This window comes from Planctomycetota bacterium (assembly GCA_033763975.1).
Classification (GTDB): domain Bacteria; phylum Planctomycetota; class Phycisphaerae; order Phycisphaerales; family UBA1924; genus RI-211.
Map to the genome: position 1 here is coordinate 28,878 of JANRJM010000019.1, position 20,044 is coordinate 48,921.

Annotated in this window: 16 protein-coding genes and 1 tRNA gene; 13 read left to right on the forward strand and 4 right to left on the reverse strand. The window is 70.6% G+C overall.

The features are described from left to right. Positions 1 to 73: 73 nt before the first annotated feature. The gene (locus SFY69_13595; protein MDX2133075.1) at positions 74 to 1,687 is read right to left on the reverse strand and encodes a polysaccharide biosynthesis protein; all 1,614 of its coding nucleotides are present in this window, start codon (positions 1,685 to 1,687) and stop codon (positions 74 to 76) included. A gap of 134 nt (positions 1,688 to 1,821) precedes the next feature. On the opposite strand from SFY69_13595, the gene ruvA reads away from it, so the two are divergent. Next, a complete protein-coding gene (gene ruvA, locus SFY69_13600) occupies positions 1,822 to 2,481 on the forward strand; it encodes a Holliday junction branch migration protein RuvA (GenBank protein MDX2133076.1) in 660 nt (219 codons plus the stop codon). Between the two features lie 5 nt (positions 2,482 to 2,486). Here ruvA and SFY69_13605 read toward each other — a convergent pair whose 3' ends face one another. Further along, positions 2,487 to 3,563 carry a hypothetical protein gene (locus tag SFY69_13605; GenBank protein ID MDX2133077.1) on the reverse strand — a complete coding sequence of 359 codons (1,077 nt, stop codon included), beginning with the start codon at positions 3,561 to 3,563 and terminating at the stop codon, positions 2,487 to 2,489. Positions 3,564 to 3,608: 45 nt separating this feature from the next. Between SFY69_13605 and SFY69_13610 the strand changes: the two genes are divergently transcribed. From SFY69_13610 to SFY69_13645, 8 genes are all read left to right on the forward strand, one after another. Further along, positions 3,609 to 4,310 carry a metal-dependent transcriptional regulator gene (locus tag SFY69_13610; protein MDX2133078.1) on the forward strand — a complete coding sequence of 234 codons (702 nt, stop codon included), beginning with the start codon at positions 3,609 to 3,611 and terminating at the stop codon, positions 4,308 to 4,310. A 192-nt stretch (positions 4,311 to 4,502) separates the two neighbouring features. Further along, entirely contained in the window at positions 4,503 to 5,483 is a 981-nt protein-coding gene (locus tag SFY69_13615) for a zinc ABC transporter substrate-binding protein (GenBank protein MDX2133079.1), read from the forward strand. 14 nt (positions 5,484 to 5,497) lie between these two features. Continuing rightward, positions 5,498 to 6,328, forward strand: coding sequence for a metal ABC transporter ATP-binding protein (locus SFY69_13620; protein MDX2133080.1), 831 nt, complete (start codon positions 5,498 to 5,500; stop codon positions 6,326 to 6,328). Continuing rightward, on the forward strand, positions 6,328 to 7,716 hold the full coding sequence (locus SFY69_13625; protein MDX2133081.1) for an iron chelate uptake ABC transporter family permease subunit: 1,389 nt from the start codon (positions 6,328 to 6,330) through the stop codon (positions 7,714 to 7,716). The genes SFY69_13620 and SFY69_13625 overlap by 1 nt, the downstream gene beginning before the upstream one ends. Further along, a complete protein-coding gene (locus SFY69_13630; GenBank protein ID MDX2133082.1) occupies positions 7,713 to 9,035 on the forward strand; it encodes a metal ABC transporter permease in 1,323 nt (440 codons plus the stop codon). Before SFY69_13625 ends, SFY69_13630 begins: the two co-directional genes overlap by 4 nt. 192 nt (positions 9,036 to 9,227) lie before the next feature. Further along, a complete protein-coding gene (locus tag SFY69_13635; protein MDX2133083.1) occupies positions 9,228 to 11,870 on the forward strand; it encodes a PAS domain S-box protein in 2,643 nt (880 codons plus the stop codon). A gap of 63 nt (positions 11,871 to 11,933) precedes the next feature. Next, the gene (locus SFY69_13640) at positions 11,934 to 12,383 is read left to right on the forward strand and encodes a hypothetical protein (GenBank protein MDX2133084.1); all 450 of its coding nucleotides are present in this window, start codon (positions 11,934 to 11,936) and stop codon (positions 12,381 to 12,383) included. Between the two features lie 217 nt (positions 12,384 to 12,600). After that, positions 12,601 to 13,092 carry a class I SAM-dependent methyltransferase gene (locus tag SFY69_13645; protein ID MDX2133085.1) on the forward strand — a complete coding sequence of 164 codons (492 nt, stop codon included), beginning with the start codon at positions 12,601 to 12,603 and terminating at the stop codon, positions 13,090 to 13,092. A gap of 172 nt (positions 13,093 to 13,264) precedes the next feature. Here SFY69_13645 and SFY69_13650 read toward each other — a convergent pair whose 3' ends face one another. Further along, a complete protein-coding gene (locus SFY69_13650; protein ID MDX2133086.1) occupies positions 13,265 to 14,125 on the reverse strand; it encodes an SMI1/KNR4 family protein in 861 nt (286 codons plus the stop codon). A 1,157-nt stretch (positions 14,126 to 15,282) separates the two neighbouring features. On the opposite strand from SFY69_13650, the gene SFY69_13655 reads away from it, so the two are divergent. Beyond that, positions 15,283 to 16,392, forward strand: coding sequence for a DUF3466 family protein (locus SFY69_13655; protein MDX2133087.1), 1,110 nt, complete (start codon positions 15,283 to 15,285; stop codon positions 16,390 to 16,392). 273 nt (positions 16,393 to 16,665) lie between these two features. Here the strand turns inward: SFY69_13655 and SFY69_13660 are convergent. After that, positions 16,666 to 16,739, reverse strand: a tRNA-Met gene (locus SFY69_13660). Between the two features lie 227 nt (positions 16,740 to 16,966). Between SFY69_13660 and SFY69_13665 the strand changes: the two genes are divergently transcribed. The 3 genes from SFY69_13665 to SFY69_13675 all read left to right on the forward strand — a co-directional run bounded on the left by SFY69_13665 (position 16,967) and on the right by SFY69_13675 (position 20,032). Then, complete coding sequence (locus SFY69_13665) at positions 16,967 to 17,830, forward strand: sugar phosphate isomerase/epimerase family protein (GenBank protein MDX2133088.1); 864 nt, start codon at positions 16,967 to 16,969, stop codon at positions 17,828 to 17,830. Further along, the gene (locus SFY69_13670; protein ID MDX2133089.1) at positions 17,827 to 18,831 is read left to right on the forward strand and encodes a Gfo/Idh/MocA family oxidoreductase; all 1,005 of its coding nucleotides are present in this window, start codon (positions 17,827 to 17,829) and stop codon (positions 18,829 to 18,831) included. Before SFY69_13665 ends, SFY69_13670 begins: the two co-directional genes overlap by 4 nt. A gap of 67 nt (positions 18,832 to 18,898) precedes the next feature. Then, positions 18,899 to 20,032, forward strand: coding sequence for an SUMF1/EgtB/PvdO family nonheme iron enzyme (locus SFY69_13675; protein MDX2133090.1), 1,134 nt, complete (start codon positions 18,899 to 18,901; stop codon positions 20,030 to 20,032). The last annotated feature ends 12 nt before the right edge of the window (positions 20,033 to 20,044 follow it).

Here is a 20,044-nt window from a genome sequence, read left to right on the forward strand (position 1 = left end):
CGTCGTGCGCGGAATGAGGGGAACTCAACGCCGTTCTCACCCCTCAGAGTATCGGTAAGATTACACAAAGTTTCTACGCCGCGACGACCGCCGGTGTCGAGACTTTGTTCGCCTGGTGTTCGGTAACTGTCCGCACTTCCGGACGCCGCATTTCCGGCACGTGCCGCGCGATCGCCTCCACCACGCGGGCCCGTTCCGGGCTCGTCCGCACACCCGACAGCTCCGCCACCATCGCCGTCAGGTCGAACGATTCGCGCCCGGACGCCGCCAGCGCCAGGATGCCCGGGAAGGGCGTCGGCACCAGCGACTCCGCGTCGTACGCCAACTCTTCGTGCACCTTCTCGCCCGGTCGGGCGCCCGTGAACACCACGTCGATCGCCCGGCCGGAAAGACGCAGCCCCGCCGGCGCGTCCGCGTCGGCGCCCGGCAGGCGCGCATCGAACCCGTGCAGCATCACAAACCGGCGCGCCAAGTCCAGGATCCGGATCGGCTCGCCCATGTCCAGCACGAAGATCGTCGGCGGCGCGCTGGTCGTCTCGTCGTGCGCGTCGATCGCCGCGGCCTGGATCACGAGCGTCGCCGCCTCGGTGATCGTCATGAAGTACCGCGTCATCTTCGGATCGGTCACCGTGATCGGCCCGCCCTCGGCGAGCTGCGCCCCCCAGATCGGCAGCACGCTGCACGCGCTGCCCAGCACGTTGCCGAAGCGCACCATCGTGAAGCTCGTCCGCCCCGCGCTGCGGTCGCGCGCCGTGCGGTTCATCCCCTGCACGTACATCTCGGCCAGGCGCTTGGTCGCGCCCATCACGCTCGTCGGGTTCACCGCCTTGTCCGACGAGATCATCACGAACCGCTCGCACCCCGTCGCGAGGGCCGCGTCGGCCACGGACTTTGTCCCGAACAGGTTGTTCGTCAGCGCATGCGCCGGGTGGTCTTCCATCAGCGGGACGTGCTTGTGCGCCGCCGCGTGGAAGATCACGTGCGGCTTGGTCTGCACGAGGTGCCGCAGCGTCTGGTCGGCGTCGACCACATCGTGCAGCAGCGCCCGGCGCACGATGCTCGGAAAGCGGCGCGCGAGCTGACGGTCGATCTCGAACAGCGCGTTCTCCGACCGCTCCATCAGCACGAGCTCCGCCGGGCGGAACGTCGCCGCGATGCGGCAGATCTCCGAACCGATCGACCCGCCCGCGCCCGTCACCAGCACCCGCTTGCCCTCGATCACCCGCGCCACCGCGCGACGGTCGATGCCGTACGGCGTGCGCCCGACCAGTTCCATCAGGTCGAGCCCCGCCGGCTGGCCCGCCAGCGGCGCGGGCGCCCCGCCGGGGCTCGTCAGCAGGTCGGCCAGCGGCGGCACAAAGCGCTCGGGGATGCTCAGTTGGCGCAACCGCGCCCGTGTCCGCAGGGTCGGCGCCGGCATGCCCGCGGGCAGGCTCACGATCGCCGCCGACACCCGGTGCTGGGCGTGCAGGCGGGGCAGGTCGTCGATGTCGCCCCACACCGGCACGCCGTCGATCACCCCCGGCGCCGCGTCGGCGCCCTCCGCGAGCACGCACCCCGCCGGCGCGGGCCCATCCGGCTGCCGACGCAACTGCGCGAGCACCGCGCCGATGGTCTCCGGGGTTCCGATAACGACCGCGCACCGCCAGAGCGGATCGACGCGGGAAACAACGCGGGCGGGCTCCATCACGGGGATTCCTCTCTGCTTGCCGCGGTCGCGGCACCGGGGTTATCGGTTCGCCGGGGGGGAGGCCGATACTCACACAGGCCAGAGATCGAAGCTCCCCGGGGTGAACCCCGACCGCCCCCTACGGTGCACCCATGATCACGCGGCTGAGCGGCCAACTCGAGCGGCTCGACGGACAGAACGCCGTCATCGCCATGACCGGCGGCGACCTCGCCTACGAGGTGATGCTCCCCGGGTATCTCGCCGAACGACTCGCCGAACGCGTCGGGCAGCGCGTGACCCTCGTCACGCTCCAGCTCTTCGAGAGCCCGAACCAGGGGGCGACCTTCGTGCCCCGCCTGCTCGGGTTCGGCTCGACCGACGAACGACGCTTCTTCGAACTGTTCACCACCGTCAAGGGCATCGGCCCCCGCAAGGCCATGCGCGCCCTCGCCTCGCCCCCGGCGGCCGTCGCCGGCGCGATCGCCGCCAAGGACGCCCGGGCCCTGACCGCGCTCCCGGAGATCGGCAAGCGACTGGCCGAGACCGTCATCGCCGAACTCTCGGGCAAGGTCGAGGCGTTCCTGGGCGAGGGCGAGCGCGAGGTGCTCGAGCGTGCGGCGGCGGGCACGGGCGAACCCTCCGCGAATCCGATCCTGGCCGACGCGATCGAGGCCCTGATGGCCCTGGGCGAAAGCCGCGCGGATTCGGAGACGCTCGTCCGCCGCGCGTGCGAGCGGGCGGCGCGGCGGGAGGCCCCGCTCGACAGCGTGGAGCGTGTGCTCGACGAGGTCTTCGCCGCCAAGGCGCGGTAGGCGGCTCAGGGCATCAGCGCGAACGTCCCCGGCTCGAACGCCGGGTTGATCTCGATCTCGGTGATCGTCACCTCACGGGGATTCTTGAGGACGTCCTCGCTCGTGAGCACCCAGGCGGTGGGGAGCGTCACGCCCGCGACGGTGGTGTGCCCGGTGAAGGTGCGGACCATCTCGCCCGCCAACGCGGTGCCGTCGCGCCCGCGGAACGAGAGCTGCGCCGGACGCCCGTCTGCGCCGATGGCCAGGCGCGTCGTGGCGCCGGCGATGTGCACCAGCACGTAGTCCACCGGGGTCTCGTTCACCACCCCCGCGCCGTCGGGCTTTGCCACGAACCCGGGCTCGAACCGGGCCTTCAGGATCACCATCGGCGTGTGCGCCGCGTTGCGACGGAATGCACCCGCCCGCGCGCTCGCGAACGGCTTGCGTTCCGTCGCCGTCACCTCCACGCTCCCCTCGGGCGTTGCGATCGTCGTCCACCACGAGTCGTCCCACGAGTTGCGCTGCGCGAACCGCCCGGGGAACTCGGCCGCGAAGATGTCCCGCACGTCGTACGCTTTGTCGCCGCTCTTCTGCGAGGTTCGGATCGTCTGGCGATACCCGGTGACGCCCCGCACGGCGTCGGCCCCTCCAGCCCACGCGACGAACCGGTCCACGATCGCCAGCCCCGCCGCCTGCTCCTCGGGGGTTGGCGTAGGGGCCGCGTCGGCGGTCTCGATGCAACGCGTCGGGTCCTTCAGGAACGTCGCCTTGCACCCGTCGGACGCAAAGAAGTAGATCCGCCCCGCGTGCACCGCGTACCGGCGCGCGTCGCCGAGCCCGGAGAGCGGGCCCATGCTGCCGCACGCCCCGCCGTCCGCGACCTCGTACCGCGCGGGCGCCTTCTCGAACGCGGCCTTGTTCTGGGGCGTCGCGAACAGATAGCCCGTGCCCTCGCGCTCGACCATGAGCTCGGGCTTGCCGGGCACCTCGCGCCCGCGAACGAGTTCCACCGGGTCTACCGGCAGCGTGCGGTTCTCCGCGCACTGGGCGTGCACGATGCCGGCGCCGGCGAGCAGGCTCACGACGAAGAGGGTGTTCCGCATGAGCGCAGCCTATCAGACGCATGGCCGGTTCACTACCATCCGGCCATGCCCAGCGCCACCGTCGAGGACTACATCAAGGCCATCTACTTTCAGCAGCGAGAATCTGCCGCGGGCGAGGCCACCGTCGTGCGATTGAGCGCCGCCCTGGGCGTCACCAAGGGCACGGTCACCTCGATGATCCACAAGCTGCGCGACGCCGAGCTCGCGACCGCCGAGCGGTACGGCGGGATCCGGCTGACGACCAAGGGGACGCGCCTGGCCCTCGACGTCATCCGGCGTCACCGGCTCATCGAGGTGTTCCTCGTGAACGTGCTGCGGTTCAACTGGTCGGAGGTGCACGAAGAGGCCGAGCGCCTCGAGCACGCCATGTCGCGCAAACTCCTCGACCGGCTCGACGCCTTCCTGGGGCACCCGGAGATGGACCCGCACGGCGACCCCATCCCCGACGCGCGAGGACGCATCGCCGCGCCCGCCGAGATGCCGCTGCGCACCCTCGCCAAGGGCGAGCGGGGCGTGGTGTCGCGCGTGCGCGACGACGAGTCGGCGTTCCTGGAGTTCGCGGCCCGGCACGGGCTCACGCCCGGCGCGCACGTCATCGTCGTCGACGTCGTGCCCGAGGCCGAGTCGCTCCGCGTGCGACCCCGCGCCGGACGCGAGGTCGCGATGTCGTTCGGCGCGGCCGACAAGATCCTGCTCCGGCGCGAGGTTCCCCAGCGCCGGGGCACGAGTTCGACGCTGCCGCGATGAGTGTTTGACTGCTCGAACTTCACCCCGTACCATTGCCGGGGCCCCATCGGGCCCGGGAGGCGGCATATGCGCGCGGTGCTGGCACGGACGGCGGCGATCGCCGGAGATCGCGGGTGGCGCGGCGGACGGAGGCGTCGCCCGCGACAGACGCCTGGCAGGCCGGGGGCGTTCCGCCATGCGGGCGGATTCATCATGCTCGCGATGCTGCTCGCCCCGGCGATCTGCTTCGTCGCGGGCGCAACCGGCTGCGATCGGCCGGCGCCGAAATCGCCAGAGCCCCCGACGCCGCGAGAGACATACGCGGCGGTCGCGACGGTGGGCATGGTCGCGGACGTCGTCCGCGAGGTCGCGGGCGATCGCGCTACGGTCGCGGGCCTGATGGGCGCGGGCGTCGACCCGCATCTGTACAAGCCCACGCGCAGCGACGTCGAGCGGCTGCTCGCTGCGGACGTGATCTTCTACAACGGGCTGCTGCTGGAAGGACGCATGACCGACACGCTCGTCCGGGCCGCGTCGTCGGGCAAGAAGGTGCACGCCGTCACCGAACTGCTCGACGAGCAGTACCTGCTCGAGCCCGAGGCCATGGAAGGGCACCCGGACCCGCACGTGTGGATGGACCCCCGCGCCTGGGCGAAGGCGGTGGAAGTCGTCCGTGACACGCTCGTCGAGTTCGACCCCGCGGGCGAGGCCGGGTACCGGGCCCGCGCGGACGCGTACCTCGCCCGGGTCGCCGAGCTCGACGCGTACGCCCAGCGCGTGCTGGGCAGCGTGCCCGAGGGCCGGCGGGTGCTCGTGACGGCCCACGACGCGTTCAACTACTTCGGGCGCCGGTACGGGTTCGAGGTCGTCGGCATCCAGGGCCTCTCGACCGAGTCGGAGGCGGGCGTGCAGGACATCGAGCGCCTCGTGAGCCTGCTGGTCGACCGAAGGATCGGCGCGGTCTTCGTCGAGTCCACCGTGTCGTCGCGCAACGTCGAGGCGCTCATCGCCGGGGCGAGGGCGAAGGGGCACGACGTCGCCATCGGCGGGCGCCTCTTCAGCGACGCCATGGGCGACGAGGGCACGTACGAGGGCACGTACATCGGCATGATCGACCACAACGTCACGGTGATCGCGCGAGCGCTGGGGGGCGAGGCGCCCGAGGGCGGCATGCAGGGCAGGCTGGGCAAGTAGGAAGGACACGCGCCATGGAAGGCAACGCGCAGCAGGCGTCCGCAGCACCGGGCGTGTTCCGGCGTCCGGAGCACTCGGCGCAGAGCCCGCTCTCGGTGCACGCGGTGACGGTCGCGTACGACCGCAAGCCGGTGCTGTGGGACGTGGACTACGACGCGCCGCCGGGGAACCTCATCGCCATCGTGGGCCCCAACGGCGCGGGCAAGAGCACGCTGATCCGCGCGTGCCTGGGGCTGGTGCCCCGTGCGTCGGGGCAGGTGGCGTTCTGGGGCGAGGACTACGCGCGGGTGCGCGGGCGCATCGGCTACGTGCCGCAGCGCGAGAGCGTGGACTGGGACTTTCCCGTCTCGGCCCTCGACGTGGTGTGCATGGGGCGGTACCGCAGCATCGGCTGGTTCCGCCCGGTGACGAGGCGCCACCTGGACGCGGCCCGCGCACACCTGGAGCGCGTCGGCATCGCGCACTTGGCGGACCGCCAGATCAGCCAGCTCTCCGGGGGGCAGCAGCAGCGGGTGTTCCTGGCGCGGGCCCTGGCGCAGGAGGCGGACCTGTACTTCATGGACGAGCCGTTCGCGGGCGTCGACGCCGCGACCGAGCGCGCGATCCTCGAAGTGCTCCGCGCGATGCGCGCCGGCGGCAAGACGGTCATCGTGGTGCACCACGACCTGCAGACCGTCGCCGAGTACTTCGACCACGTCATCCTGCTCAACATGCGCGTGGTGGCGTCGGGCCCGGTCTCGCAGGTCTTCACGCGCGAGAACCTGCAGAAGACCTACGGCGGGCGGCTGACGCTGCTCTCCGAGGCGTCCGAGGCCCTCGCGCGGGCGGCGTCGGGAGACCGCTGATGCTCGCGCCCGCGCCCGCCGACTGGCCGACATTCGACCGCGTGCTCGACACGCTCCTCCTCCGCGCGGGCTTCAACACCAACACGGTCATCATCGGCACCACGCTGCTCGGGCTGGCGGCGGGCGTGGTGGGGGTGTTCGCGCTCCTGCGCAAGCGATCGCTCACGACCGACGCGCTCAGCCACGCCACGCTGCCGGGCATCACGCTCGCCTTTCTCATCGTCTCCGCCTTCGGGGGCGAGGGCCGCTCGCTCCCGGTGCTGCTGCTGGGCGCCACGGCGACGGGCGTGCTCGGCGTCGTGTGCATCCAGGCGATGCTGCGCCACACGCGCCTGCGCGAAGACGCGGCGATCGGCGTCGTGCTCAGCGTGTTCTTCGGCGCGGGGGTCGTGGGCCTCAGTTACATCCAGAAGAACGCGTCGAGCGGCGCCGCGGGCCTCAACACGTTCATCTACGGGCAGACCGCCGCCATGCGCGTGTCGGACGCCTGGCTCATGGGCGGGCTGGCGATCGGCGCGGTGGCGGCGTCGGCGGCGCTGCTCAAGGAGTTCACACTCGTCTGCTTCGACGATGCGTTCGCCAAGGTCGGCGGGTGGCCGGTGTCGCTGATCGACCTGCTGATGATGGCGCTCGTGGTGCTGGTCACGGTCGCGGGGCTGCAGGCCGTGGGCCTCATCCTGGTTGTCGCCATGCTCATCATCCCGGCGGTGTCGGCGCGATTCTGGACGCAGCGCCTGTGGCTGCTCGTGGTGCTCGCGGGCGTGATCGGGGCGACGAGCGGGTACCTGGGGTCGGTGCTCTCGGCGCTCCTGCCCCGCAAGCCAGCGGGCGCGGTGATCGTGCTCACCAGCGGCGTGATCTTCGGCGTGAGCCTGATGGGCGCGCCCGCCCGCGGGTTCGTCGCCTCGGCGGTGCGCCGCGTGCGCACGCGGCTGGGCATCGCGACGGACCACCTGCTGGAGGTGGCGCACGACCGGCGCGACGGACGCGGCGCCGGGCTCAGCGCGCGCGACGTCGCGGGCGTGGGCGCGGAACGGGGCTGGCCCGCGTGGTTCGGGCGCGCGGTCCTCTGGACGCTGCGGGCGCGGGGCCTGGCGACCACCGATGAGGGCGGGCTGCGCCTGACGGACGCCGGACGGTCTCGCGGGGCGCGCGTGAGCCGCAACCACCGCCTGTGGGCGCAGTATCTCATCAGCCACGCGGACGTCGCGCCCAGCCACGTGGACTGGTCGGCGGACCAGGTAGAGCACGTGCTGCCCGACGAGGTGGTGGAGGCGCTCGAAGCGCAGCTCGCGGAGGGTGCGGGCGTCCGATCGGGGAGCGATTCGGGCGGCGCTGTGACGGGTTCGTCGCCGCAGCCGCCGGCGCCTGGGAGGGCGCACGCGTGACGCTCTCGCCCGGCGCCGATCTTTTTCCCTTGCTGGCGGGCGTGCTCGCGGCGCTCACGTGCGGGCTGCTGGGCAACTTCCTGGTGCTCCGGCGCCTGAGCCTGATGGGCGACGCGATCAGCCACAGCGTGCTGCCCGGGCTCGTCATCGCGTTCATCGTGTCGGCCACGCGCAGCCCGGTGGCGATGTTCGTCGGGGCGGCGGCGGCGGGGGTGGTGACCGTCGCGCTCGTGGAACTGGTGAAGCGACTGGGGCGGGTCGAGCCGGGCGCGGCGATGGGCGTGGTCTTCAGCGTGCTGTTCGCGCTGGGCGTGCTGCTGGTCGAGCACGCCGCCCGCGCGGTGGATCTCGACGCCGATTGCGTGCTGCACGGGCAGCTCGAGACCCTCGCGTGGTATGGCGCGCCGGCGCGCTGGGGCGAGGTCGGGCTCACCGAGGCGATCAACGCCGCCCCGCGCCAGGTCGTCGTGCTCGTCGTTGCGTGCCTGGCGACGGCGGCGTTCGTCACGCTGCTGTTCAAGGAACTGCGCCTGGCGGCGTTCGACCCCGGGCTCGCGACGGTGCAGGGGTTCAGCGCCGAACTGCTGCACTACGCGCTCATGATCTTCGTCGCGATCGCCACCGTCGCGTCGTTCGAGGCCGTCGGATCGATCCTGGTCATCGCGATGCTCGTGTGCCCGGCGGCGTCGGCGCGGATGGTGACCGATCGGCTGCGCGCGCAGATCCTGTGGAGCGCCGGGTTCGCGGTCGCGGGGGGCGTGCTGGGGTACGTCGCGGCGTCGGGCGTGCCGGCGCTCTTCGGCAAGGACAGCGTCAACGCCGCGGGCTCGATGGCGGTCGTCTCGGGCATGATCCTCGCGGGCGCGATCGTCGCGTCGCCCCGGCACGGGCTGGCGGCGAAGTGGCTCCGGCGCCGCGCGCTCGCCGGCTCGGTAGGCGTCGATGACGTGCTGGGCGTGCTGTTCCGTGCGCGCGAGGGTGGGCGCACGCGGGTCGCGCTGGCGGCGCTGTCGCCCCTCCCGCTCGGGCGCCCGCTCGACGCCGTGCTCGCTCGCGCCGCGCGGGACGGCCTGGTGACCCTGCACGCGGCCGAGGTCGAACTGACCGGGCGCGGGCTGAGCGCCGCGGCGAACGTCGTGCGGCGGCACCGCCTGTGGGAGTGCTACCTCGTCGCCGAAGCGGGCGTCGCGCCGGATCACGTGCACCTGAGCGCCGAGCGCCTGGAGCACGCGCCGGTGCAGCCGGGCTCGGATGCCCGCGCAGACCCGCACGGACGGGTGATCCCGGCGGTGTCGGAGCCCCCCAACCTCGGGCACTGACCGGGTGTTTCGCGGGCCGGTTATCTGTCGCCGGTCCGTCTGCGCGCAGAACCGCGCGCTCGCCGAGGCGCGAGTCCGACCGCCGCGCCACAGCACGGCGTGCCCCGGGCCGATAGTGGAACGCCTCCTGTGGACGACGCGCGGCCGCCGTGGCGGTGCGGGCGGGCGCCCGGGAGCCTCGGGACGAAGTGCGTGAGGCGACGCGAACAAGTCTGGCGGCTCGTGGCCGAGGTGCTCGGCGTGATGGTGCTCGCCGAAGTCGGCGCGATGCTGGTGTTGCGAGCGACGTCACGCACGCCGCACGAGTGGCACGTCACGCTGCTGGACGTGACGATCCTCACGCTGCTCGCCGGCCCGATTGTCGTGTGGCGATGCGTCGCGACGGCGCGCCGGTGGTCGGGGCGGGCCGCCGCGGCGGAAGCCTCGATGCGGGAGATGGTGCACGACCTTCGGCGTCTGTCGCTCATCGCCGAGCGTACGAAGAGCGCCGTGATCATCACCGACGCGCAGCGGCGCATCGAGTGGGTGAATGAGGGGTTCACGCGCATCACCGGGTACACGATCGACGAGGTGCGCGGGAAGGTGCCCGGGCACATGCTGCAGTGCGACCGCACCGACGCGGCGGCTGTGGCACGCATTCGCGCGGCGCTCGACCGGGGCGAGGGATGCCGCGAGGAGCTGGTGAACCGCGCGAAGGATGGGCGCGAGTACGTGCTCGACATCGAGATCCAGCCGCTGCGCGACGAGTCCGGCGCCCTCTCGGGCTTCATGGCGATCGAGATGGATGTGACGGACCGCCGCGCCGTGGAGCAGGAACTCGCGGCGAGCGAGCGGCGGTTCCGGATGTTCATCGAGCAGGCGCCCGCGGCGGTGGCGATGCTGGACAACCGGATGCGGTACATCGCGCACTCGGCGCAGTGGGTAAAGGTGTACGGGCTGCCCGCGGGCGAGAACCTGGCCGGTCGCGGGCACTACGAGGTGTTCCCGGAGCTGCCGGAGCGCTGGCGCGCGCAGTTCGAGCGGTGCCTGCAGGGCGAGTCGCTTGCGCAGGAGCGTGACGCGCTGGTGCGGGCCGACGGGCGAGTGCAATGGCTGGAGTGGGACCTGCGCCCGTGGCGTCAGGCCGACGGCTCGGTCGGCGGGATACTGATCTTCACGCGGGACATCACCAAGGCCGTGCAGCAGGAGGCGGACCTGCAGGCGCAGGCCGACCGTCTGGAAGTCACGACGCGCGCGGCCAACCTGGGGATCTGGGACTGGGACGTCCGCACGGGGCGCGTGCAGTTCAACGACATCGCCCAGACGATGCTGGGCTACGAGCCGGGCGAGTGGTCGTCGCACGTGCGCGAGTGGGGCAAGCTCGTCCACCCCGACGACCGCGAGAGCGTGGCAAGGGCGCTGGGCGACCACCTCGCCGGCCGCGTGCCCGAGTACCGCTGCGAGCATCGCCTGCGGCGCAAGGACGGGACGTGGACCTGGGTGCTCGACGTCGGGCGCGTGACGGCCCGGGACGAGGACGGGCGGGCGGTGCGCGCGGTGGGCGTGCACGTGGACATCACGGCGTTCAAGAACGCGGCGGAGGCGTTCCGCCTGGCGCAAGGCGAGGCCGAGCTCGCGAGCCGCGCCAAGAGCGAGTTCCTGGCGAACATGAGCCACGAGATCCGCACGCCCATGACCGCGATCCTGGGGTACGCGGACCTGCTGGCGGAAATGGGCGATCGGAGTTTGGCGCCGCCCGGGCGGCTGGACTGCATCGAGACGATCCGGCGCAACGGCGAGCACCTGCTGTCCATCATCAACGACATCCTGGACCTGTCGAAGATCGAGGCGGGAAAGATGACGGTCGAGGTGGTGCCCGTCGACGCGCGACAGATCGTGCTCGAAGTGGAGTCGCTCATGGCCTTCAAGGCGCGGGCGAAGGGCGTCGAACTGCGCATCCGCCAGGACACGCCCCTGCCGGCGCGCATCCGCACCGACCCGCTGCGCCTGCGCCAGATCCTGGTGAACCTGGTGGGCAACGCGCTGAAGTTCACCGAGACCGGCTCGGTCACGGTCGCGATGTCGTTCGCGCCCGAGGCATCGCCGCGTCTGCGCATCGAGATCATCGACACCGGCATCGGGATGTCGCCCGAGCAGGTCGAACGCCTGTTCGACTCGTTCCAGCAGGCGGATACCTCCACCACGCGGCGTTTCGGCGGGACGGGGCTGGGGCTGCGCATCAGCCGCACGCTCGCCACGATGCTCGGGGGCGACGTGACCGTCACGAGTTGCGTGGGCGCCGGAAGCACGTTCACCGCGACGGTTGCGACCGGCGATGTCTCGGACGTGCCGATGGAGGGGCCCGAGATGCTGCGGCGCCCGCAGACCCCGACCGCCGAGACCGCGGCGACGCCCACGGTCGGGGCGGCGGCGCTGCAGGGGGTGCGCGTGCTGCTGGTGGAAGACGGGCCCGACAACCAGCGGCTCATCGCGTTCCACCTGCGCAAGGCCGGCGCGGACGTGCGCGTGGCGGACAACGGACGCGTCGCGCTCTCGATGTTGACGATCGCCGACGACCCGGGCCAGCCGCTCACCGAGCCCCCGGCGTTCGACCTCGTCCTCACCGACATGCAGATGCCCGAGATGGACGGGTACGAACTCGCCCGCGCGCTGCGGCGAAAAGGGTGGACCAGGCCCGTGGTCGCGCTCACGGCCCACGCCATGCAGGGCGACGCGGCGAAGTGCTACGACGCGGGGTGCGACGCGTACGCCGCCAAGCCCATCGACAGCCAACGCCTCGTTGAAGTCTGTCTGCTCTCGCTGCGTCGGGCGACCTTCGGGCGCCGGGCGGCCTGAGCCGCGCACCCGGCCGGTTGCCACCGGCGACGGGAGTACGCTGCTCCCGAAGCGAGGTGATCGGTGCACGAGCCAGGCCATGCCAACCCGCCCTCTGTCACGCCCGCAGTCGGCATCGATGCCCAGGGCCCGCCGCCACCGTCGAAGATCACCGGCCCGTGGCGGGTCATCGCGCTGTGCGCCGCGTCGCTCGCCGTCATGGCGCCGTGGCCGCTGCTGGGCATCCTGGCCACGCAGTCGCTCTTTGACCGCAGTTCCGAGGCGTTCATGCTGTTCGGGGGCATTACCTTGTTCCCCCTTCTGATCCTGGCGATCTTCGGCGTCACATCCGAGGACGTGCTCATCACGCTGATGATGCTCGTGTGGGCGGCGGCCGTGGTGGTCCCTGATCTCTGGCTGCGCCGCCGCCTGCGATCATGGGCGGCGGTCAGCGTGCTGCTGGTCGTGCAGTCGGGATTCTCGTTCGCGCAGGCCGCGATGGGCGCGATGCTGATCCTCGGCAAGAGCGTCTGAGGGACCGCGGAAGCGTGTTCTCGCGTCGTCTCGTGCGTGTGTGGGCCGGCCGCACGGCCGCGGTGCCGGGACACCGGTCTTACGACCGCCCGCCCGCGGCGCACGACACAAGTCCACGGCTCGGGAACGCACGCGCCGAGCGCGTGCCGCCGGCCGCGCACGAGGTTTCGATCGCTCACGCGGCGTGTGCTCGTGAAGTCCGCTTCGGAGGTTCCGCATGTCCGCGCCACGCAGCCCCGACGCGAACCAGCAGGCCGCGGTCCCGTTCTACGACGCGACCTACACCCGCTTTGACAAGGACGTGTACCGCGAGATCCGCCGGGCGACGTGGGGCGAGGACATCGGGCAGAACAGTTGGATGACCGCCGCCGAGCAGGACCGCTTCATCCAGTGGTGTGCGGTCGGGGCGCAGCACCACCTGCTCGACATCGCGTGCGGCTCGGGCGGCCCCACCCTCCGGATCGCCGAGCGGACAGGCGCGGCGGTGACCGGCGTCGACGTGCACCCCGACGGCATCGCGGCGGCGCGACACCAGGCGGCGGCGCGAAGCCTGGCATCGAATGCGACGTTCGTGGTCCAGGATGCCGGCCGTCGGCTGGAGTTCGCCGACGCCACGTTCGGCTTCGCGCAGATCGGCGCACGGGCATCGATCCCTCTGCGAGAACTCGGCCGTGCCGGCGCATGGATCCTCAACGCAGGGGTACGGTAATGTTCCTCGGAGAGCACACAAAGGCCTTCAACGGAGGCGACTACACCGAGGTGATCGGAAGTGTCGGGCTGCAGTGAAACTTCTGAGGCGGACATCGCTCCGCCGAAGCCGTCGTTTCGCAGAGACCTTCGCTTCGCTCAAGCGGCCTTCGTCGACGCCGCCGGGCACGCCGCTACTCAAGCCCGTGGAGCAGCACCGCGCCCGTGCCCAGGGCGTCGAGCAGCTCTCGCAGGCATGCCTCCTCATCCTTCGGCGAGACGGAGACGCGGAGCATCGGATGCTTCTCCGGGCGTTCGACGGTGAGCAGTTGAGAGATGTCATAGAGGCGGTTCGTCCACAGCTCGATTCGAGCGTCGCACCCATTCACGAAACTCGAATACTTCTGGGTTTCCCACGCCGGAGGCGGCGTGCGCTGCGAAGAGCCCGGCCACGACCACTTCTTGTACCCCAGGCCATCGAGAACCGCTTCGAGATGTTGACGAGTCGGGGCCCCTTCGTCCAGCGCTATCAGCGCGGGTGTCAGGCTCTCCGGATCCCTGGACAGTCCCGCCACGAGATCGGCGAACGAGCCCGCGATCGGAATCTCGAGCGGTTCATCCGCGGAGGTCTCGCCCGGCTCAACGTGGGTAATCGAGGGTTCCCCGTTCGGGCCGCTTACGCGGTAGTCCAGGCAGCACCACCAGTGCCCGTCGCCGAAGAGCGGCACGAGCCTTTCCGCAAGCCCCCATTCGTCAGCGGCGACGCCCCGCAGCTCCACGATATCATCGCCGGAGCCACCACCAACGCCGGGGATCGAACGTATGTGATAGCTCTTCCGCGCGAAGGACTGTGCCGGTGGTTTCTTCTTCAACGTGAACCGGTTGAGCCGTAACCTCGCGCCGTTTCGGACGAGCAGCAGCGATCTCAGTTCCTCCGGCAGCCTCACGCCGAGCACGCGTTCCGCGTCCTTGATCGCGGCTTGCGTCGCCGGGGTATCCGTCTCTTCGGGGCGAAGCTTCGCGAGAACCTCGGCCGGTGATCTGGACTTCGCCATTGCCAATCACTCTAGCGGGGTATTCCTCCCGTTTCACTCTGCAGCCACGCGGCGCGCAGAGTGCCACCGGATGTTGATCTCCCCACGACCCAGTTTCAAAGCGTCTCCGGCGACGACGAATGCTGCCGTCGTGTGCGGATGTCACCCGGTGACCGAGCGAGACTGAAAACGACAACCCCCGCGTCTTGCGACACGGGGGTTCGTCATTTCCAAAAGTAGAGGACGAGAGGCGGTGTGACGAACCTCTTCCCAAAGCCCCGGAGACACGAAGCGAGGGCGCGGACGCCCGGCAGGTTCAATCGGCCGCCGCGGGTTACTCGTGGGAGCCCCTTTCGTTGACGCTGCGCCAAGGGCGATCGCCTGCACGCACGTGCCTCGGTGCGATGCCGGGGGTCCGGCCGCCGGCTTCCCCTGGCCTATGACCAGCTCCGCCGCGCCGCCGAATCACATTTGGCGGGGCAACAAAACGCCCACACCTCTCGGCCACCGCCATGGTCCACGAGGCGTACCTACGGCTCGTCGGTCCGCGACAGGTGCCATGGGCCGGCCGCGGCCAGCCTCCCTGCGCCCCGAGTTGAAGACGGGGCCGCTGTCGCTTCCATCCGGACTTTGCAGGATTGAACCGACCCCGCGCGACCCCGGAGGCCCGCAAAGCCTCCGAAGTGCGCGTGCACCTGAGGCGATGGCGGTGTATACTCACTCTGCACAGCGCGGTAATGGGGCCAGGCTAACTCCTCTGGGGATTGTCGAGCCAAACCGGACTTGACCGCAGGAAACCGCAGTCTGGAAGGGCCAATCGCAGATGAATACCAACTCTCATAGCCGGGTGCCCTGGGCCGCCCACCCTCGGACCGACGGCTCGCCTCGCATCCGATCAGATGCACCAGTCAAGCCCGTGGTTGTGAGGACAGGTCCTGCCCGGTGTGGGCAACTTCGCGGAATGGGAAGGAAGGGGTCGAACTTGAGCTCTCAAACTCTCCCTGTCCGCGCGATGACACGGTGTTCGACTCGGGGGGGGGGCGAAATGGAAGTGCGCGGCGCGGTTTGACTGGTTGGACGTCCAATCGCTGACCGCTGCTGCTGTGGCCCTTTGGGTGGGGGCCGGCATTGCGCATGCCGATGGTGGGGACATCTGGAACCTCGGTACGCTTGGGGGCTTGCACAGCTACGCCAGCGCGATCAACGACGCGAACCAAGCCACGGGCGTTTCCGATACCGGCTTTGCTGACGGTGCATTTCGTTTCTCTGGTGTTCCCGGTTCTGGCGGAGTGATGGTCAACTTGGGGAGTGTTGATGCGCGAGCCATCAACAATGGCGGGCAAGTTGCGGGCCTTTCGTTCGGCCAAGCAGTCGTCTACAGCGGCGTACCCGGCTCGGGCGGATCGCTGGCCAACTTGGGCACGCTTGGTGGAACAAGCAGTGGCGCCTATGGCATCAACGATTCCGGAAGCGTTGTTGGCACCTCTCAAACCACCGGCGATTTGTTCAATCACGCCTTCTTGTACAACGGCGTTCCCGGCTCGGGCGGTTCGATGGCGGACTTGGGTACCCTCGGCGGAACATACAGCGTCGCTTGGGATATCAGCAATGCTGGGCAAATTGTCGGTCAGGCTGGCTTGACCGGCGACGCCGCCGGTCGCGCGTTTGTGTACTCTGGAGTACCCGGCGCAGGAGGCTCGATGGCGGACCTGGGTACCTTGGGAGGAATGAACAGCGTTGGTTACGCGATCAACAACGCGGGGCAAACGGCGGGCACCTCGGCCCTGACCGGCGACACCGAGTATCACGCCTTCCTGTACTCCGGCACGCCCGGCGCCGGCGGTACTATGGTGGATCTTGGGACTCTCGGCGGCGACTACAGCGAAGCGTTCGGCATAAACGATGCCGGGTTTGTTGTCGGGTATTCCAGACGCTCCACAGGCCCGGAGGTCTGGCCAACCCTCTGGCTCAATGACGCCGCCCACACCGCCATCGATCTTGCTGCCTGGCTGAACACCACCAATCCGGCGATGGGAGCCGATTGGGTCCTCGGAAGCTCAAGCTCACGTACCATCGACATCAACAACAACGGCCTGATCGTTGGAACGGGCTACTACAACGGCCCCGGCGGGAACGGCTACGCGCACGCGTTCATGCTTGACGTCAGTACCCTGGTTCCCGCGCCCTCATCATCGGTTCTTCTGGCTGTCCTGGGCCTGAGCGGCGCGGTTCGTCGGCGTCGGTCGGCAGCCGCGACAGTCCGCGAGACGCAGGCGACCACCGAATAGGCGGTCGCGCCGAGTGCGGCGGCATCTCGCAGATGGCCGTCTCGGGCGGCCCGATGCTGGGAAGCGGGAACTACTCGGTGAGCGCCGCATCGGGCACGAACTCCGGAGAACGCGTCGCAAACCCCGGCGCGGTACCTGTGTTCGAGTTGGCGAGGCATGGTCGCTGCTCTCCGAAGACGCTGAGAACTCGCACCGCGCCTCGCGCCGACCGGACCACGATCAACGTCAACAAAACGACAACCCCCAGGTCTTGCGACCCGGGGGTTATGCGAATAGCGGGGGTAGGATTTGAACCTACGACCTCCGGGTTATGAGCCCGACGAGCTACCAGGCTGCTCTACCCCGCAGTCTGGCCGGACCCTAGCGGCTCCCCCACGCGGAGTCAAGGCGGCGCACACGACAGCGACGCAAGTCCCGCGTTCGCCGCCCGCTTTGCTCTTTGCCCCGATCCACCCGGTATGGCCGCGGGCGGGTGATCCCGCTAGGCTGCCGGGATGCGGAACGCACGCGGAGGCAGGTCGGTCGGCGCGGCGGGCGGCCCGACGCGCATCGGAACGAGCCCGGGGCGCGGCACATGAACGCCGCGTTCACTGAGCGTCTGGGCGTGTGCTCGTGGTCGCTGCGACCGGGGTCGCCGGCGGACCTGTGCGAGGCCGTGCGGGCCTGCGGGCTTGCGCGCGTGCAGCTCGCTCTTGACCCGATCCGGTCCGGGCAGTGGGACGAGGACGCCACCGTCCGCGCGCTCCGCGACGCCGGCATCATCGTCGTCTCGGGCATGATCGCCATGCACGGCGAGGACTACTCAACCCTCGAGAGCATCCGGCGCACCGGCGGCGTCCGCCAGGACGCCCTCTGGGGCGACAACTTCCGCGCGACCGAGGCCAACGCCGCCCTGGCCCAGCGATTGGGGCTCTCGCTCGTGACCTTCCACGCGGGCTTTCTCCCGCACGATCTCACCCCCGAACGCCGCACGATGGTCGACCGAGTCCGCCAACTCGCCCAGCTCTTCGCGTCGCGCGGCGTGCGTCTGGCGCTCGAGACGGGCCAGGAGACGGCCGAAACGCTGATCGACGTGCTGCAGTCCGTGAACGCGTCGCTGCCCACGCGCTGGCAGGTCGGGGTCAACTTTGATCCGGCGAACATGATCCTGTACGGGATGGGCGATCCGATCGACGCGCTGCGCATGCTCCGGTCGCACGCGCGCCAGGTGCACGCAAAGGACGCGACCGTGGCGACTACGCCCGGGGAGTGGGGGACCGAGGTGCCCGTCGGCGCCGGGCAGGTCGATTGGCGTGAGTTCGCGCACGTGCTGCGAGGATTCGAGGGGTCGGTCATCATCGAACGCGAGGCCGGCGAGACCCGCGTCGAGGACGTGCGCCGCGCGGCCGAGGTGCTGCGACAGACGGCCCGCGCCGTGGCGTCGGAGGGCGGTTCGTGAGCATCCGGATCGGCGTCGTCGGCATGGGCTTCATGGGGCAGACGCACGCGCGGGCGGTCGGCACCGTGCCCGGTGCTCGTCTCGCCGCGACGTGCGACCACCAGGGCGAGCGCCGGCGCGGGTCGGGGAGCGTCGCGGGCAACCTGAACACCGGGGGCGCGTTCGACGCGGGCGAGGCCGTCGCGTTCGAGCGGCCCGACGACCTGTTCGCGTCCGGGCTGGTCGACGCCGCGGTAATCGCGACGCCCACCGACACGCACGTCGACCTGGCGACGCGGGCGCTGCGCGCCGGGCTGGACGTGCTGGTCGAGAAGCCCGTCGCGCTGCACGCCGAGCAGATCGCGGCGCTGATCGAAGAGCGTGACCGCGCGCGGCGCCTGGCCATCCCGGCCATGTGCATGCGATTCTGGCCCGGCTGGCCCCTGCTGCGCGAGGTCGTGCGCGACGGGCGGTTCGGCGCGCTGCGCGCGTTGCGCCTGGCGCGACTCGGAAGCCGCCCGGAATGGTCGGACTTTTACCGCGACGAATCCCGCTGCGGCGGGGCGATCTTCGACCTGCACGTGCACGACGCCGACTTCGTGCTGCACCTGCTCGGTCGCCCGCGCGAGGTCGTGTGCGTCGGCACGCACGACCACGTCGCCGCGATGTACCGCTACGACGACACGGCCATGGTGGTCCTCGCCGAGGGCGGGTGGATGCCCTCGTCCGGCCGCGGGTTCCGCATGCGGTACGGGGCGGAGTTCGAGCGCGCCACCATCGAGTTCGATCTCTCGCGAACGCCGACGGTGGCCGTCACGTCCGATGGCCAGACCACCAGCCCGGACCTCCCCGCGGGCTCCGGGTACGAACTGCAGATGGCCCACTTCGTGGCCTGCGTGCAGGCACGGCGCGAAGGGCGCCCCGTGCCCGAGCACCCGACCCTGGAAGACTCCGTCGCGGTCACCACGATGATCCACGCGAAGCGGGAAAGCCTGCGCCGCGGGGCGGGGTTTGCCCTCTAGGTTCAGACTCGGTTGAATTTCCGTTGCCCCCGATCGCACATTGAGGTATTCTGTCGAGGAGGATGGCGTGAGGCAGCAGCAGAACCGACGGGTACGCGACCTGTTCTGGGAAGCGAGCCCAACCGGGCGTGGGAGTAGGCGAGGCGGGCGGACGGGCGCCGGGGTGACGCTCGTCGCCGCCTCGCTTTTCTCTGTCCCCGGCGCGGCCGCACCGATCCACGAGCCTCCCGCCCCGCAGGCGCCCGCCCAGTCCGAGAACACCCCGCGGCCGTCGCCCTTTTTCGAGCCCGTCCCGGCGGCGGCGTTCCGCATCGAGATGGTCCCGATCCCGGCGTCGGCCGACGGCACGGTCAAGGCCTTCTGGATGAGCCGCACCGAGGTCGGCTGGGAAGCCTTCGACGTGTACGTGTACCGCCTCGACGAAGAGGCCGGGCTGGGCACGGTCGACGCGGTCACGCGCCCGAGCAAGCCGTACCTGCCGCCGGATCGGGGTTTCGGGCACGAGGGCTACGCCGCGATCAGCATGTCGTACAAGAACGCGAGCGAGTTCTGCGTGTGGCTGTCGAAGAAGACCGGCAAGTCGTACCGGCTGCCCACGGAAGCCGAGTGGGAGCACGCCTGCCGCGCGGGCGTTGTCGAGTCGGGCCCTCCCGATCCGACGACACTGGGCGAGCACGCGTGGTTCGCGGCGAACTCTGACGGCACGCCCCACCCGCGCTCGGGCAAGAAGCCCAACGCCTGGGGGCTGCTCGACATGCAGGGCAACGTTGCGGAGTGGGTCGTCGGGCGCGACGGCCAGCCCGTGACCAAGGGCGGGTCGTACCGCGACGAGGCGCCGGCGCTCGCGCCCTCGGCCCGCCAGACGCAGCAGCCCTCCTGGAACGCCTCGGACCCGCAGATCCCCAAGAGCGCGTGGTGGCTTTCGGACGGGCCGTTCGTCGGGTTCCGGATCGTCTGCGACATGCCCGCGGCCTCGCCGCCCAACGACAACCCCGAGGTTCCCGGCCTTCCCCCGAAGCCCGGCCTTCCCCCGAAGCCCGGCCTTCCCCCGAAGCCCGGCCTGCCCGCGAAGCCCGCCCTGCCCGCGAAGCCCGCCCTGCCCGCGAAGCCCGCCCTGCCCGCGAAGCCCGCCCTGCCCGCGAAGCCCGCCCTGCCTGCGAAGCCGTCCGTGCCTGTGAAGCCCGGGGCGGAACGCCCGTAGGTGAAGTAGCAT